Source organism: uncultured Altererythrobacter sp. (assembly GCF_913057185.1).
Taxonomy (GTDB): Bacteria; Pseudomonadota; Alphaproteobacteria; order Sphingomonadales; family Sphingomonadaceae; genus Erythrobacter; species Erythrobacter rubellus.
Genome location: NZ_CAJXNK010000001.1, coordinates 1414011 through 1428312 on the forward strand (window position 1 = coordinate 1414011; position 14302 = coordinate 1428312).

The 14302-nt window shown below is 57.7% G+C and carries 11 protein-coding genes and 2 tRNA genes; 6 read left to right on the forward strand and 7 right to left on the reverse strand.

Going from position 1 to position 14302, the window contains the following annotated elements; translation table 11 throughout:
• Positions 1-135: 135 nt before the first annotated feature.
• Complete coding sequence (locus tag QZ487_RS07190; protein WP_296023958.1) at positions 136-1764, forward strand: lysine--tRNA ligase; 1629 nt, start codon at positions 136-138, stop codon at positions 1762-1764.
• A 4-nt stretch (positions 1765-1768) separates the two neighbouring features.
• Here the strand turns inward: QZ487_RS07190 and QZ487_RS07195 are convergent, their stop codons facing one another.
• A complete protein-coding gene (locus QZ487_RS07195; protein WP_285974980.1) occupies positions 1769-2437 on the reverse strand; it encodes a 2OG-Fe(II) oxygenase in 669 nt (222 codons plus the stop codon).
• 129 nt (positions 2438-2566) lie between these two features.
• Here QZ487_RS07195 and QZ487_RS07200 point away from each other — a divergent pair, with 129 nt between their 5' ends.
• Entirely contained in the window at positions 2567-3124 is a 558-nt protein-coding gene (locus QZ487_RS07200; protein ID WP_296023959.1) for a cytochrome b/b6 domain-containing protein, read from the forward strand.
• A 99-nt stretch (positions 3125-3223) separates the two neighbouring features.
• On the opposite strand, the gene QZ487_RS07205 is transcribed toward QZ487_RS07200, so the two are convergent.
• Positions 3224-4294: an RcnB family protein gene (locus QZ487_RS07205; protein WP_296023960.1), complete on the reverse strand. Its 1071-nt coding sequence runs from the start codon at positions 4292-4294 to the stop codon at positions 3224-3226.
• A 205-nt stretch (positions 4295-4499) separates the two neighbouring features.
• On the opposite strand from QZ487_RS07205, the gene QZ487_RS07210 reads away from it, so the two are divergent.
• The 3 genes from QZ487_RS07210 to QZ487_RS07220 all read left to right on the forward strand — a co-directional run bounded on the left by QZ487_RS07210 (position 4500) and on the right by QZ487_RS07220 (position 8024).
• Complete coding sequence (locus QZ487_RS07210; RefSeq protein ID WP_296023961.1) at positions 4500-5081, forward strand: pyridoxamine 5'-phosphate oxidase family protein; 582 nt, start codon at positions 4500-4502, stop codon at positions 5079-5081.
• 374 nt (positions 5082-5455) lie between these two features.
• The gene (locus QZ487_RS07215) at positions 5456-5803 is read left to right on the forward strand and encodes a hypothetical protein (RefSeq protein WP_296023962.1); all 348 of its coding nucleotides are present in this window, start codon (positions 5456-5458) and stop codon (positions 5801-5803) included.
• 76 nt (positions 5804-5879) lie between these two features.
• On the forward strand, positions 5880-8024 hold the full coding sequence (locus QZ487_RS07220; RefSeq protein ID WP_296023963.1) for a TonB-dependent siderophore receptor: 2145 nt from the start codon (positions 5880-5882) through the stop codon (positions 8022-8024).
• 97 nt (positions 8025-8121) lie between these two features.
• On the opposite strand, the gene ettA is transcribed toward QZ487_RS07220, so the two are convergent.
• The 5 genes from ettA to QZ487_RS07245 all read right to left on the reverse strand — a co-directional run bounded on the left by ettA (position 8122) and on the right by QZ487_RS07245 (position 13567).
• Positions 8122-9795, reverse strand: a complete 1674-nt coding sequence (gene ettA, locus QZ487_RS07225; RefSeq protein ID WP_285974987.1) for an energy-dependent translational throttle protein EttA — start codon at positions 9793-9795, stop codon at positions 8122-8124.
• A 341-nt stretch (positions 9796-10136) separates the two neighbouring features.
• Entirely contained in the window at positions 10137-11468 is a 1332-nt protein-coding gene (locus tag QZ487_RS07230) for an MATE family efflux transporter (RefSeq protein ID WP_296023964.1), read from the reverse strand.
• A 33-nt stretch (positions 11469-11501) separates the two neighbouring features.
• Positions 11502-11578: transfer RNA gene (locus QZ487_RS07235), tRNA-Pro, on the reverse strand.
• Between the two features lie 45 nt (positions 11579-11623).
• Positions 11624-11700: transfer RNA gene (locus QZ487_RS07240), tRNA-Ile, on the reverse strand.
• Positions 11701-11803: 103 nt separating this feature from the next.
• Positions 11804-13567, reverse strand: a complete 1764-nt coding sequence (locus tag QZ487_RS07245; protein ID WP_296023965.1) for a histidine kinase dimerization/phospho-acceptor domain-containing protein — start codon at positions 13565-13567, stop codon at positions 11804-11806.
• A 226-nt stretch (positions 13568-13793) separates the two neighbouring features.
• Between QZ487_RS07245 and QZ487_RS07250 the strand changes: the two genes are divergently transcribed.
• On the forward strand, positions 13794-14255 hold the full coding sequence (locus QZ487_RS07250; protein ID WP_285974990.1) for an Lrp/AsnC family transcriptional regulator: 462 nt from the start codon (positions 13794-13796) through the stop codon (positions 14253-14255).
• Positions 14256-14302: the final 47 nt, after the last annotated feature.

The window sequence follows — 14302 nt, forward strand, 5'->3', positions numbered from 1 at the left end:
CATTGTCGTTAGAACACAGAGCGAACGAAGCGCAAGCGGGGTTAAGGCCAGAGTAGTGGAGTTTGTGAAGCGTTCTCTTCGCACTCGCAACATCTTGCTTGCAACACGGCGGCCGATGGGCAAGAGGCTTGTCCAATGAGCATGAACGATCTTATGGAAGCTGCACGGGTGAACAAGGCATGGCCTTTTCAAGAGGCGCAGCGCTTGCTCAAACGCTATCCAGATGGCGCAAAGCCGGACGGCTCGCCGATCCTGTTCGAAACCGGTTATGGTCCATCAGGTCTGCCGCATATCGGTACCTTCCAGGAGGTATTGCGGACCACGCTGGTCCGGCGCGCATTCGAAGCGATGATCGGCGCGAAGCCCGAAGACGGCAAGACGCGCCTTGTGGCGTTCAGCGATGATATGGACGGCCTTCGCAAGGTGCCGGACAACATTCCGAATGCGCATGTGCTGGAAGAGAATCTGCACAAGCCGCTTTCCCGTATTCCCGATCCATTCGAGAAAGGGCACGAAAGCTTCGCAGATCATAACAACACGAAACTGCGCGAATTTCTTGACCGGTTCGGCTTCGACTATGAATTTGTTGCCGCGAACGACATGTACAATTCCGGTCGTTTCGATGCTGCGCTGCGCCAGGTGCTGCGCAAAAACCAAGACATTCTCGACATCATGCTGCCAACTTTGCGCGAAGAGCGGCGCCTGACCTATTCGCCTGTCCTGCCGATCTCTCCTAACACAGGCAAGGTGCTGCAGGTACCGGTCGAGGTCGTAGACGTGGAGGCAGGGATAATCCGCTTCACTGACGAAGATGGCAGTGTTGTTGAGCAGTCTGCACTTGGTGGCATGTCCAAGCTGCAATGGAAAGTCGACTGGGCGATGCGTTGGTACGCGCTTGACGTCGACTATGAGATGTACGGCAAGGATCTTACCGATAGCGGTGTGCAATCGGGAAAGATTGTGAAGGTGCTGGGTGGCCGTAAGCCCGAAGGCCTGATTTACGAGATGTTCCTCGATGAAAAGGGTGAGAAGATATCGAAGTCCAAGGGCAACGGACTTACGATCGAGGAATGGCTGACCTATGGCAGCGAAGAGAGCCTTGGCTTTTACATCTTCAACAACCCCAAGAGCGCGAAGCAGCTGCATGTCGGCGTGATCCCGCGCGCGGTCGATGATTATTGGCAATTCCGCGAGCGTATCCCGACACAGGACCTTGACAAGCAGCTCGGCAATCCGGTGTGGCACTTGCTGCGCGCCAACGGCGGCTATGAAGCCGAGGAAGCGCTGGGGGCGGGCGATACGTTGCCGGTCAGCTATGGCTTGCTGCTCAATCTGGCGAGTGTCCTGGGCGCGGAGGCAACACGGGAAGCTTTGACTGACTATCTCCGCACCTATCTGGGTGATGTCGAGATTCGGCCTGAACTGGCGGCGCTGATCGAAAGTGCGATCAATTACACTCGTGACTACATCGTGCCGACGCTCAACAAGCGCGCACCGGTCGGCGGGGAAGTCGAGGCCCTTAAGGCGCTGGACGCGGCACTGGCGAATGCATCTGAAGATACGCCAGCCGAAGATCTGCAGACCACGGTTTACGAGATCGGCAAGGACGAAGCCCATGGCTTCGAGAATCTGCGTGACTGGTTCCAGACGCTGTATCAGACGCTGCTTGGTTCCGACCAAGGGCCGCGCATGGGCAGCTTTATCGCGCTCTATGGGGTGACGAACTCGCGCAAACTGATTGCCGAAGCGCTCGCAAAAGCCTGAACGATTAAGTCCATTTCCGGGTGCGATACCATTTGGTGATGACGTATTTGCTGCCTTTCAAAACTGGCGTTCCGGCGTGCATGGTATCCATGTTAGGCGTCCCGTCAGGCTTGGCATTGTTCCAGACCAGCAGCACGCCGGGCTTGGGCTCGATCTTTATGCCAACTTCGGTGAAGTGCGTTTCGCCGCCTTCCTCCAGTTTGTTGAGAAACGCCATAGCGGTCCAACAACGTTGCCCTCCGCGCTTGCGCTCAAGCTCCCAATACTTTTCCGTGGTGTAGAACCAGTCATTATGCGGCTTGAATTGCTGACCAGGAAGGTAGCGTTGCCCCTGGATCGCTTCGCCGCACACAGGGTTCATGCCTAGCAAATCATCGATACGGCGAGAGATTCCCATGACGAAGGGATCGTAGGGGTCCAGATCGCCAGAATAAGAAGTGCGGAACCCGCTGGCGTAGTCTTCCTCATGCAGAGTGCTGGGTTTCGCCGTTAAGTCGATCATGAGGCATAACCGCTCGCATTCGGCACCCGTCAGGAAATCACCAAAGGCATAGATTTCTGCCTTGTCCGTCTCGACCTTGTACGCGCGCGGGTCATTGCCGATGCGCTCGCGAACTTGCGCGCCAACGCGCTTCAAAGCGTCTTTGTCAGGGATGATGTTCGTCTTCGCCATGCGCGGGTGTTAGCAAAGCGATTGGGTGAGGCAAGTTGAAGTGCGCTGCGCGCTCATCAATTGTGTGGTTTGGCCGCTGATCTTCGATCTGGTATTGCCGCTGAAACAGAGCTTTGGGAGAGCGATGATATGACTGAGGGAACACGCACTAAATACTCAGGAGCGGCCATGGTGCTGCATTGGCTGATCGCCGCAGGTGTGATTGCCAACTGGCTGATCAGGAGAACCGCGAAGGCCACGGAAAGTGAAGAAGCCGCGCGGGCGATCATGTCGAACCACTTCTCGATCGGGGTGACACTCTGGTTCCTCGCGATTGCATTGCTGGGCGTTCACTTCACTGGGGGCAAAGCACCATTGGCTACCCATCTCGCGACTTGGGAACGTTGGCTGGCACGGATCGTCCACACGCTGTTTTTCATCCTTCTGCTAGTGATGCCATTCGGCGCATGGTCGGCCATGTCGCAATATGGCGCACCGATAAGCGTGTTCGGACTGTTCGCTGTCCCGCCATTGCCGATGGAAGTGAATCCGGAAGCGGCAAAGGCTGCCTTTGAGCAACACGGCCAGGCTGGTATGATATTGCTATCCCTATTGGTGATACATGTTCTGGGTACGCTCAAGCACACTGTGCTTGACAAGGATGGCAATCTGTTTCGTATGTTGCCGTTTGGGGATGCCAAAGGCTGAATTCCAAAACACTCTTGCAAAAGAGGAACCCCCGCCAGTCGGATCAACTGACGGGGGTTTTTTGTGACTGGCGTGCGCGACGACGGGCAAGGGGAGGGTTTACCAGAAGAAGTCGTAGATCACGTCAACCACTTCGCCGGTGTAGATATCGACCAGCAGCACATCGTCGTAATAGCGCACCCAGCGATATGGGCCGTAAACGTCCGGCAGGCGATACTGCCACGGATCATTGATCCAATAGCGTGAACCGAAGAACAGGTGATCAAGGTAAAACCCGATGCTTATCCGGCTGTAGTAGTGGCTCCGGTACGGCGCATAGTAGCGACCCAGACGGAAGATGTTCTGGTGTGAATAGCGATGGTGGCGCCAGTTATAGCGGTTGTGGTTCCTCCACCGCTTGCGATCCCAGCGATTGTAACGTCCGCTATAATGTCCGCGATCATAGTAGCGGCGCTCACGATAGGTGTGGCGGCGACCATCACGATAGCCGTCCCGCCGACCGTCCCGATAGGCGTTGCGGCGTATCTGGCGATCCTCATACCGATCACGGTTACGTTCCGCACGGCGGCCGTCTCTGCGGCCGTCACGGTATGACCGGTTGCGATCACGATCTACGTAAGAGCTATTGCGGGTCTGACTCACTTCACGCTGCTCGCGCCGCTGTGTCTGGCTGTACTCGCCGCCACGGCGCATTTGCCGGTTCTCCGCGCGACGCACCTGACGGCGTTCTGTCTGACGTTCGCTCTGACGGGTCTCCTGTCTGCGCTCGGCCTGGCGTTCCGTGCGGCGCTCCTCACGCGGGCGTTCAACCCGGCGTTCCGTGCGGCGCTCCTCACGCGGGCGTTCAACCCGGCGTTCTTGACGACCCACGCTCTCCTGTCGCTGCGAGCGGATCGATCGTTGCGTCTGACGCATATCGCGGCGGTCAACATGGGCTGGGGCAGGGCGTGCCGTGCGGCGCTCGCTGCGCTGCTCCCTGCGCTCCGACCGCTGGCGTTCACTACGCTGGGCGCGGCGCTCTTGACGCGCTTCACGGCGGTCTCGCGCTTGCTGCATTTCTGTGGCTGAAGCGACTGAGGTCGCTTCGGCCGTTTCGGGCACTACAACAAAGGAGAGGCTGGCCGCAATCGCGGCATGGGCGCTTCCCTTAAACAGTTCAGTGATGGTCATATCGGGCTCCTAAAATTGCCGCTCCACCACCTGCGGCCTCTTTTCGAACAGGGCTTGATCCTGCTCTGATACGATTCGATACAGATCCTTCACTGACCGCAATCTTAACCGCTTGGTAAGGCCTACGTTCATGTTGGTGTGCATTTTACTGAACAGGGGGGAGCAAGCATTGACTTGGATGCGACAGGAAGAGAGAGCGCTGCCGATGTTTAAGAGCTTTACCGAGATTCAGACTGACATTGCCGAGCGTCTTGGTGCTGCGGTCAAGAACCGCAACCTGCCGATGCATTCTCCGGTTGTGGCCACGGCGGACGCGGATGCGCGAGTGATGGTGTTGCGCGCGTTTGATGCTGGGGCGTGGACGCTGAGGTTTCACACCGATTTGCGCTCTCCGAAATGCGGTGTCATCGGGACTGGCGCACCAGTAGGCGTGCTGTTCTACGACAAGCCTGAGAAGGTACAGATCCGCGTGCACGGGGTGGGGCGGATCGAGCATGATACGCCGCTTGCTGATGCTGCTTGGGAAGAAAGCACTAATTTCGCCAAGCGTTGCTATCTGGGTGATGGTCCTGGTGTGGCTTCGGTTGATACGACATCCGGCTTGCCTGAATGGGCAAAGGGTATCCAGCCGACCGACGAACAAGTCGCGCCAGCTCGCGATAACTTTGCCATTCTTTTGATCGAACTGCATGAACTGGATTGGTTCCACCTCGCCAATTCCGGCCACATTCGCGCGCAGTTTTCGCGCGAGAGTGAGGGTTGGGAAGGGCGTTGGGTAAGCCCATGAATTCAAAAGTTTTCTAAACTTCAAATCCAACAGGATGGAACACATGGAACACTGTCTTGGGCGTGAAAAACCTTTATGGAGTGTACGAAAGCTTCTCGGCGCGGTCACAGCATGAAATTGCATGGACTCAGGATTGCTCTCGATACCCATGCATCCGGTCTATCGGAGGCTGGCTGAGTAGGAAAACACCTGTCTACCTACCGCTATTGGGGTGGAAAGCAGAGGTCCACCAATGCCGCGTGACAAATCCTGAGTTTGTGGCTAGGCGCGCTGAGATGGAAGCTGCGTCAAATCTTGCCTTATTAAGACGCTTTGTGACCTTCGGGCTTATTTCTTTAGTGCTGCTCGCCAGCGCCATAATTCCTCGCGGATACATGATTGCGCCGTCCGAGGCGGGTGGCTTGCACGTCACAGCCTGCCGAGAGACCAATCCGCTCGCGCGCATGATGGTGCAGCGCCAGAGTGAGGAGCAGCGCCTCGCTCACGCGGCCATGGGGCACGATATGGACCACTCTGACGAGGAGGCTCCATCCGCCAGCCAGGCCAGCGGTGATTGTGCATTCGCAGGGTTTTCAGTCCAAGGTATCGCGCAGGCAGGGTACGCCTGGGATGCTCCATTTGAAGCCTACGTGGCCTTGGCACCTCCTTTCATCGAGGACCGAACCGAAGCGCGCGCTTTGCGACTGCGCCCGCCCTTGCGAGGGCCTCCGAACCGCGTCTGACTCACTCCCGTTCAGATACGTGCGCTCGCCTCTGGGCTAGAGCGCGATGGCTCATGCAAATTTCGGATATAATACAATGGCATTCCACCCATTTGGCAGAGCGCTTGCGCTTGCCTCTCTTTCGCTCATTCCATTCCAAGCCGTACTGGCTAACGAAAGCTCAACCGCCGACGGTTCTGATCCGGGACCCGATGATCCGGTTCTGACCGACACCATTGTCGTCAGCGCGGTTCGCACCGATTCCGCAACGCGACTAAGCCAGGACAATTTGGCTATGCCCGAGCAGATCGCGCTTCCTGCTGATGCGACCACCATCGCGGCGCGCGTGCCGGGCGGTGCGTTCTTCGGAAACGGGGCGCTGTCGGGGCAATTGTCCTATCGTGGTCTTGCCGGACAGCGCGTTCTGGGCCGCGTCAATGGCCAGCGCTTTGCAACCGGCGGCCCAAACGCGATGGACCCGCCGTTTCACTACGCGCCTTCGGTTTTGGTCGAGAGTATTGACGTGGCGCGTGGCGTCGCTCCTGTCTCGCAAGGGCCTTCGCTCGCTGGCGCCGTCAACGCACAATTGTTTGAAACGGACTTTGGCGATAGCGCGAATTGGTCCCCTGATCTCCGCTTCACCAGTCAATATCGCAGCGTCGACAACAGCTACGCTGTCGGCTCAATGGCCGGTGTATCGAACGAGCACTGGCGCTTCGGGGTCATTGCCAGCCGCGAAGAAGGCGACGATTACGATTTTCCCGGAGGCACGGCGGTCGGAACCTCATTTGAGCGTAACCTTTATGGCATGCATGCCGGTTTCCAGACCGGGGCGGGTGAGCTGTATATCGAGTACCGGCGGAGCGCAACCGATCCAACCGGCAACCCGCCCTTCTTCCTAGATATCGTGTTTTTCGACACCGATTTCGTGCAGGGCGGATTTCGCGGCCAGATCGCGGATGATGTGCAGCTCACACTCAGATTGGGCCATGTCTCGATCGCTCACCTGATGGACAATCAGACCACCCGCAAACCGGTGGCTCCGCCGGACCGGGCGCGCGCAACCTTTGCCGATGCGGATACGAGTACCGCTGAACTGGTCGTGCGGTTTGGCCAGGCGAATTCGTATATTCAGATCGGTGCGGACATTGAACTGACCGACAAGTTTGTAACAATAACCAATCTCTTCAACGACGCGTTCTTTTTGGAATCGCAACCCAACGTTCAAGCTGAACGCGCAGGCGCGTTTGTGCAGTGGCGAGGCGGGCTTGGACGTGCTCAGTTTGAGCTGGGCGCTCGGATCGACAGTACAAAACAGACTGCCGGCGCGCCCCAGATTGGGGCAACGGTTCCCATGGGGCCTAGGATGCTAGCTACCGCCTTTGCTGCCGCGGATCGCGAAACCCGCCAGACAACTGTGGACACCGTGCTTCGTGCTTGGATGCCGCTGGGAGCAATAACTCCGCGAGCGACACTTGCGCGAAAGGAACGGGTTGCCAGTTTGCTGGAACGGTTTGGCTGGCTGCCGACCGAAGCCAGCTTTGGTCTTGCTGATGGCAACATCTATGTGGGAAATCTGGACCTGGACCCAGAGACTGGCTGGATTGCGGAACTTGGCTTCGACCTTGAGACCGACGCCTTCTCCCTGCGTCCCACAGCCTTTTACCGCCGCGTTGATGATTTCATTCAGGGTGTTCCCTTCGACGATACAATCGGCGTGATCGACAGTCCGGTCGAAATGATCGCTTCGATGAACGGGGATCCAACGCCGCTTCGTTTTGGCAATGTGGATGCCGAGTTGTTCGGGGTTGATCTCGACTTCGCTGTGAGGCCCGTGGACCGGATTGAGCTGAGCGGAACGGCGAGCTTTGTCAGAGGTAAACGGCGCGATGTGAACGACAATCTTTATCGTATTCCACCAGCAAACCTACGCTTGTCGGCAGCCTATCAAGGCGACGCCTTCTCGTTTGGTGCAGAGCTCTTTGCGGCCGCAGATCAGAACGATGTGTCGGCTTTTAACGGTGAGCAGGCGGCCGAATCCTTTGCCGTTGTTGGTCTGTTCGCGCGCTATGGGCTGACTGAGGCGTTGGCCATTGAAACGGGTGTCGAGAACCTCCTTGACGAGTTCTACCAGCCCCACCTCGCCGGGCGCAGCCGGTTCGGCGCGTCTGACGTCCCACTCTTCGACCGGCTGCCCGGTCCGGGCCGTGGTGTATGGGCGCGGATCACAGGGCGTTTCTAATGAAGCGCCTTGGGTTCCCTCGGGCAGTTAAGTTGAGAACCGAGGGTCAGAAATTGGGTCGAATGCGGATAGTCCGCATTCGACCCGCAATTCGGTATCACCTGGTCAGCTTTTTGTATGCCAAACGTGTCGGGCGATCCGCCGCATCGCCAAGGCGGCGGCGTTTGTCTTCCTCGTAGGCTTCGAAGTTTCCTTCGAACCATTCGACGTGGCTGTTGCCTTCGAAGGCGAGGATGTGCGTCGCCAGACGGTCAAGAAAGAAGCGGTCGTGCGAGATCACCACGGCGCAACCGGCGAAGTTCTCGATCGCTTCTTCCAGCGCACCCAGAGTCTCGACGTCGAGATCGTTGGTCGGCTCGTCCAGCAGCAGCACATTGCCGCCCTGCTTGAGCATTTTGGCCATGTGCACGCGGTTGCGTTCACCGCCCGACAGCTTGCCGACGTTCTTTTGTTGGTCTGCACCTTTGAAGTTGAATGCGCCGACATAGGCACGCGTGCTCATGTCGTGGCCGTTGACCTTCATGTAATCGAGCCCGTCTGAGATTTCCTCCCAAACGTTGTTCTTCGGGTTTAGGTCATCGCGGCTCTGGTCAACATAGCCCAGATGCACGGTGTCACCAATTTCGATTGTGCCGCTATCGGGCGTTTCTTGGCCGGTGATCATTCGGAACAGTGTGGATTTACCCGCACCATTCGGGCCGATCACGCCAACAATCCCGCCCGGCGGCAGCATGAAGGACAGGTTTTCGAACAACAGCTTGTCGCCGTAAGCCTTGGAAATGTTCTTGGCTTCGATCACCTTGCCGCCCAGCCGTTCCGGCACCTGGATTACGATCTGGGCCTTGCCTGGCTTGCGGTCGGCTTGCGCTTCCTGCAGCTGGTCGAACTTGCGGATACGCGCTTTCGATTTGGTCTGACGTGCAGCCGGGGTCTGGCGAATCCATTCCAGCTCGCGCTGCAGCGCCTTCTGCTTGCCCGATTCCTCGCGGCTTTCCTGCTCCAGACGCTTGGCCTTCTTCTCCAGATAGGTCGAATAATTGCCTTCGTAGGGGTAGTACGTGCCGCGATCGAGTTCGAGGATCCACTCCACAACATTGTCCAGGAAGTAGCGATCGTGGGTGATCATCAGGACAGCGCCGGCGTATTCCTTGAGGTGGTTCTCAAGCCATTCGACCGATTCTGCGTCAAGGTGGTTGGTCGGTTCGTCCAGCAGCAGAATTGACGGCTTCTGGATCAGCAAGCGGGTGAGGGCGACGCGGCGCTTTTCACCGCCTGAGAGGGTTTCCACGCCCATATCCGATGGCGGACAGCGCAATGCTTCCATCGCGATTTCGAGCTGGTTGTCGAGCGTCCAGCCGTCGACTGCGTCGATCTTTGCCTGAAGCTCGGCCATTTCGTCGCCCAGTTTCTCGTAGTCGGCGTCAGGCTCAGCCATTTCAGCGGCAACAGCGTTGTACCGATCAACCAGATCGGCGGTCTCGCGCGCGCCATCCTTGACGTTTTCGAGCACTGTTTTGCTTGTGTCGAGCTCTGGCTCTTGGGGCAGATAGCCCACCGTGATGTTCTCGCCCGGCCATGCTTCACCGGTGATGTCGTTATCGATCCCGGCCATGATCTTCATCAGGGTGGATTTACCCGCGCCGTTGGGGCCCACGATGCCGATCTTCGCGCCTTGGTAGAACTGTAGGTTGATATTGCTCAGCACCGGTTTTTGAGCACCGGGGAAAGTCTTGGTCATGTTCTTCATGACATAGGCATATTGCGCGGCCATCGGGCGGATCCTTCGAATTCGAAATTTGTATGTGAGATTTGCGGGCCAAATAGAGGGTGGGGCGGACAAGGGCAAGCCGAGGATTGATCTGAGCAAGGCAATTGACGATTTCGCAACTGCACAGAAACAGAATCGGCCTGAATTGTTCGTCGAAATTGACCTTTCGGTTGTTCGACGCAAGAGAAGCACCAGTTTCTTAATGCTACAGGTGCAATCACTCGGTTTGCGTCCCACCTCTTTTAATCAGTTGACTGCACGATCCAGCTAAAAAGGGTATCATGTTCATGCGTTTCTGCCGCTATCTATCAACTGTCGCAAGTGGCGGCTAACCGTGCCGCTGCCTAATTGCTGAAGCTGCGGCGTATCAGGCTCGGCATCATAGCGGCCTGAAGGCCGGCCCTGACAGCCAGAAACAGCACGAAGCTGGCCCACAATCCTAGCGGCCATGTCAGCCAAAGGGAAAGCGCGAACAGCATGCTTGCGCCGACCATGGAAAGTAGCATGGCCCGTGTCCAGCTTGCGCCAACAAACACACCGTCGAACACAAAACTTGCAACTCCGGCGAAGGGGATGACGATTAGCCACATCGCTTGATCCTGCGCGATGCGTGCGACTTCGGGTGTAGCTGCAAAGCTGGTCACGATGGGGTTCGCGAACAGGATGAATGCAAAGGAGAGGAGCGCAGCGGCAGCGACGCCGCGCCAAAGGATTGCCTTTGTATATGCAGAAAAACCCGCTCGGTCCCTGTCGCCCTTGCGCTCTCCATTGAGCACTTGCGCTGCATTCTCAAATCCATCCAGCAGCAGCGCAGTGAAGACAAACAACTGATAGATGACCCCATTGGCCGCGAGCACTTCTGGCCCGCGCTCTGCGGATAGGCGCGTAATTGCAGCCAGCGCTACTGTGAGCACTAGCGTGCGAAGGAACAGATCGCGATTGGTGGAAAGAAATGGTCTAAGTCTGGACCAGCTGATTGTGGCCTTTTCAAACAAAATCCCTATCACACGGCGACCGGACGAAGGATACAATACGAGCGCGATCAGGATTGTGAGCTTGGCATATTCAGCGATGAAGCTGGACCAGCCGATCCCAGCGATACCCCATTCAAGCTCTAGCGCCAGAAACAATCCCAAGGCGACGTTCAGAGCGTTGTAGATGACTTCGATGATCAAGACAGCGGTCATCTGGCGGCGGCCGACCAGAAACCCGATCAGGGCCAAATTCAGCATAACGCCCGGCGCGGTCCAATAGCGGATGCCAGCATAAATACTCGCCGCCTCCAAGACGTCACCTTGTGCGCCCAATGCCGAAAGAAACAGCGGCATCAAAAGGGGCTTTAGCAGCACCAGCAGCGCCGCGATCATTGTGCCGATCACTAGACCGCGGGCCAGCAAACGAACTTGCTCTGTGGTTCCGTCTCGAGTTCCCGCTTGCGCGACCAGACCGGTTGTACCGGTTTTCAGGAAAGACATGATAGTGAACAGCACGGCAAACAGCCGTGCTCCGACATCTACGGCCCCTTGGGTTGCTGCATCCTCGAGCCGACCAACGATCCACATGTCGCCGATACCGATTAAAGCGGTCGCGACATTGGTCAGCATCGCAGGGATTGCAATCGCCCAAATGGCGCGCGTATCGACGCTGGGTAATGTGGTGGATGACGAATGTGACACGTGTGGGTTTCTCCCCTGGTGCCTGGCGAAAACTGGTCGGGGAGAGAGGATTCGAACCTCCGACCCCTTGTACCCAAAACAAGTGCGCTACCTGGCTGCGCCACTCCCCGACCGATTTCGCGCATCACATGCGAACCACAAAGTCCCGCTGCCGCTGGTGGGCCCGGCAGGACTCGAACCCGCGACCTAGCCGTTATGAGCGGCCAGCTCTAACCAACTGAGCTACAGGCCCATCAGGCAGCATGCGTGCGATGCGGCGAGCCCCCTACAATGGTCATCGCAATGAAACAAGCGCAGATATGCATTTATTGGCGATTGTTGCGCACCAAGCAGGTTCAGAGCAAGTCAGTGGCTTCGCGCACATCGCCGTCCGGCAGTTCCGTTTCGCCTGATGCCACTGCTGTCAACGGCAGCGAGAGCACCAGCCGTTCTTCATCCTGAACCAAGCTGCCGCCAGCGCCAGCGGCCTCTGCGCCGGCCAGTCTCAGGCTGAAACCGGCTCCAAACAATCCTGCGCTGATGTCATGAGTGGTTGGTTTAACCTCGGCTGCGAAGACGTCGTCTTCTGCGATCAGCTGCGCCGGAATCTGGCACCAGAAGGTCGCTTGGTCTGCATCGGTTTCAATTTGCGCAAGGAGCAGCTCTCCGGTGTTGGTTGATCCGGCCAATGTGGCAAGCATTCGCCAGATCAGCGCCTCGGCTTCGTCCGGATCAATTTCCACCCAAGCACTGCGGGCCTTGGTCGCCGTGATTTCGATACCGGCCATGCGCGGCGCCAGAACATGGCTAAGTTGATCGGTCATCCGCTTGGTGAGCGAGATCAGATCGGTATTTCCGCCGCCAAGTGACTGGACGCCGCCTTCAAGCTTGGCCAGTCGTTCCAACTCGTCAAGGCCTGCCAGAATGCTCGCCGCGTCGCCTGCGATTGTCGCGGCCAACGCACGGTAAGCGTTTGGCACCGGGCCATACAGTTGCTGATGGATCAGTTCCGCAAAACCCTGAACCGCGTTGACCGGTGTGCGAAGCTCGTGAAGCAATTGCCGCAACCGATCCGCTTCGGTCTGCGCACCGCTAGCCCTTGAAGGATCAAACGGTCTGCGAAACCGCCCGACGTAGCCATGGAAGCGCCCACCGCTGCGCGAGAAGCGCGGATGGGCATCGACGATCCATTCGCCTCGAATGGCCTCTGCACCTTCTAGCACGCGCGCTGCGCGCTCGATTGGCTGCTGCTGGCCGAATGCGGTCGCTATCGGGTCTGCCGGACTGCCTTTGTCCAGATATCTGGGATCTGTCAGCCGCTGACCTATGGTCATCGGGGCAACCGATGCATCAGCCCAGATGATGCGGCCTTGTGCATCGCTTTCGAAGGCGAAGCCTGTCACATCGTGGTGTGGCTCTGACGTTTTTTCGCCAAGCGGCAGGCGGGGCGACAGGTCATCTGTGGATGGAGCAGCGTGATCCCGGCGGAATTGCGCGATGCGTTCGATCGTCGCAGCGATCACGCTTTTTTCATCGCTGCCCGTCGCAACCGATGGGCGGTGCCGCATTGGCGCGGCTGGCGGTTCGGCACCAGGCTTGGGCCCGGCGTCGGGCAGGGGCGGGGCCTCTACCTCAAGCTCTATGATCTGATCGTCTTCGACCGTATCCGCTTCGACAACGGGCTGTGGCAATCCGCGATCATGAATACCCAGCTGATCGAGCAATCGCTGGGCATCATTTGGCAAATCGCGCCGATTACGCAGCAGGCCACGGGCACGGATCGGCATGCGCGGGATCAGCGCGGTCCATTCCACTTCCGTCAGCTCGGCTCGCTGAAGCGCGGCTGATGCTACCTGTGGTTCGTCTTCCGCCAGATGCGCCGCCAATTGCGCATTGCGAAAGCGCCAGCTGGGCTCGTGAATGATACGCGCCCGTTCGTCAGCGGGAATTTGCTCCCCTAATGCACCCAGTCTTAACCATGCTGCGGCAAGCAGGCTGTCATCACGGCCATGCTTTCTGTTGCCTAACAGATCGAGCAACTGGCGGAACTGTGTGCGCGCGCCACGCTCACTGGTGGCGCGGTGGCGCAACACAGTAGCAAGGCGGTCATCAAAGAACATCACAGCTCCAAATCGCGCGAATCGCGCATGGCATCAGGCGCAGATATTCCGCGCCAAGTCTTCCATAACAGCAATAATTATCTCTTGCGGAGCGCCATTCTCGATGCGTTGCAAAGCGGGACAATTGCTGGCAAGAACAATAATATTAGTTTTGAGCCTGCTTAAAGGGCACATGTGTTTCATTTGGGTCCGATTCGGAGCCGATCTGGGGATATGAGGGTAATTTATGGCCAGTCTGGACGAAATTGACCGCCGCTTGCTGGCTGAATTGCAGAATGAAGGCCGTGTAACAAACGTCGAATTGGCACAACGTGTCGGTCTGACTGCCCCTCCATGTCTGCGCCGCGTGCGCGGGCTTGAAGAAGAAGGCGTCATTCGCGGCTATCACGCCGATCTGGACGCCTCCAAGCTAGGCTTTGCGATTACAGTCTTCGCGATGGTCAGTCTCAAGAGCCAGGCGGAAAGCGCATTGCGGGAGTTTGAAGACGCGATGCGCGAGCTGCCCGAAGTTCGTGAAGTCCATATGCTCAACGGCGAGATCGACTTTATCCTGAAGGTTGTCAGCCGCGATTTGCAGAGCTTTCAGGAATTCCTGACCAGCAAGCTCACACCGGCACCGAATGTGGAAAGTGTGAAGACCTCGCTAACTATCCGAACCGCGAAGCATGAACCGGGCGTACCGCTGTAGCGGTAAGCCTTCTCAAGGCATTGAAACAAGATAGTTTCCAGGCCCAG

What these genes read in the sequence shown, in the direction of transcription:
- QZ487_RS07190 (WP_296023958.1), top strand. Translation starts at nt 136, where the DNA reads ATGAGCATGAACGATCTTATGGAAGCTGCACGGGTGAACAAGGCATGG.
- QZ487_RS07195 (WP_285974980.1), bottom strand. Translation starts at nt 2,437, where the DNA reads ATGGCGAAGACGAACATCATCCCTGACAAAGACGCTTTGAAGCGCGTT.
- QZ487_RS07200 (WP_296023959.1), top strand. Translation starts at nt 2,567, where the DNA reads ATGACTGAGGGAACACGCACTAAATACTCAGGAGCGGCCATGGTGCTG.
- QZ487_RS07205 (WP_296023960.1), bottom strand. Translation starts at nt 4,294, where the DNA reads ATGACCATCACTGAACTGTTTAAGGGAAGCGCCCATGCCGCGATTGCG.
- QZ487_RS07210 (WP_296023961.1), top strand. Translation starts at nt 4,500, where the DNA reads ATGTTTAAGAGCTTTACCGAGATTCAGACTGACATTGCCGAGCGTCTT.
- QZ487_RS07215 (WP_296023962.1), top strand. Translation starts at nt 5,456, where the DNA reads ATGATTGCGCCGTCCGAGGCGGGTGGCTTGCACGTCACAGCCTGCCGA.
- QZ487_RS07220 (WP_296023963.1), top strand. Translation starts at nt 5,880, where the DNA reads ATGGCATTCCACCCATTTGGCAGAGCGCTTGCGCTTGCCTCTCTTTCG.
- ettA (WP_285974987.1), bottom strand. Translation starts at nt 9,795, where the DNA reads ATGGCCGCGCAATATGCCTATGTCATGAAGAACATGACCAAGACTTTC.
- QZ487_RS07245 (WP_296023965.1), bottom strand. Translation starts at nt 13,567, where the DNA reads ATGTTCTTTGATGACCGCCTTGCTACTGTGTTGCGCCACCGCGCCACC.
- QZ487_RS07250 (WP_285974990.1), top strand. Translation starts at nt 13,794, where the DNA reads ATGGCCAGTCTGGACGAAATTGACCGCCGCTTGCTGGCTGAATTGCAG.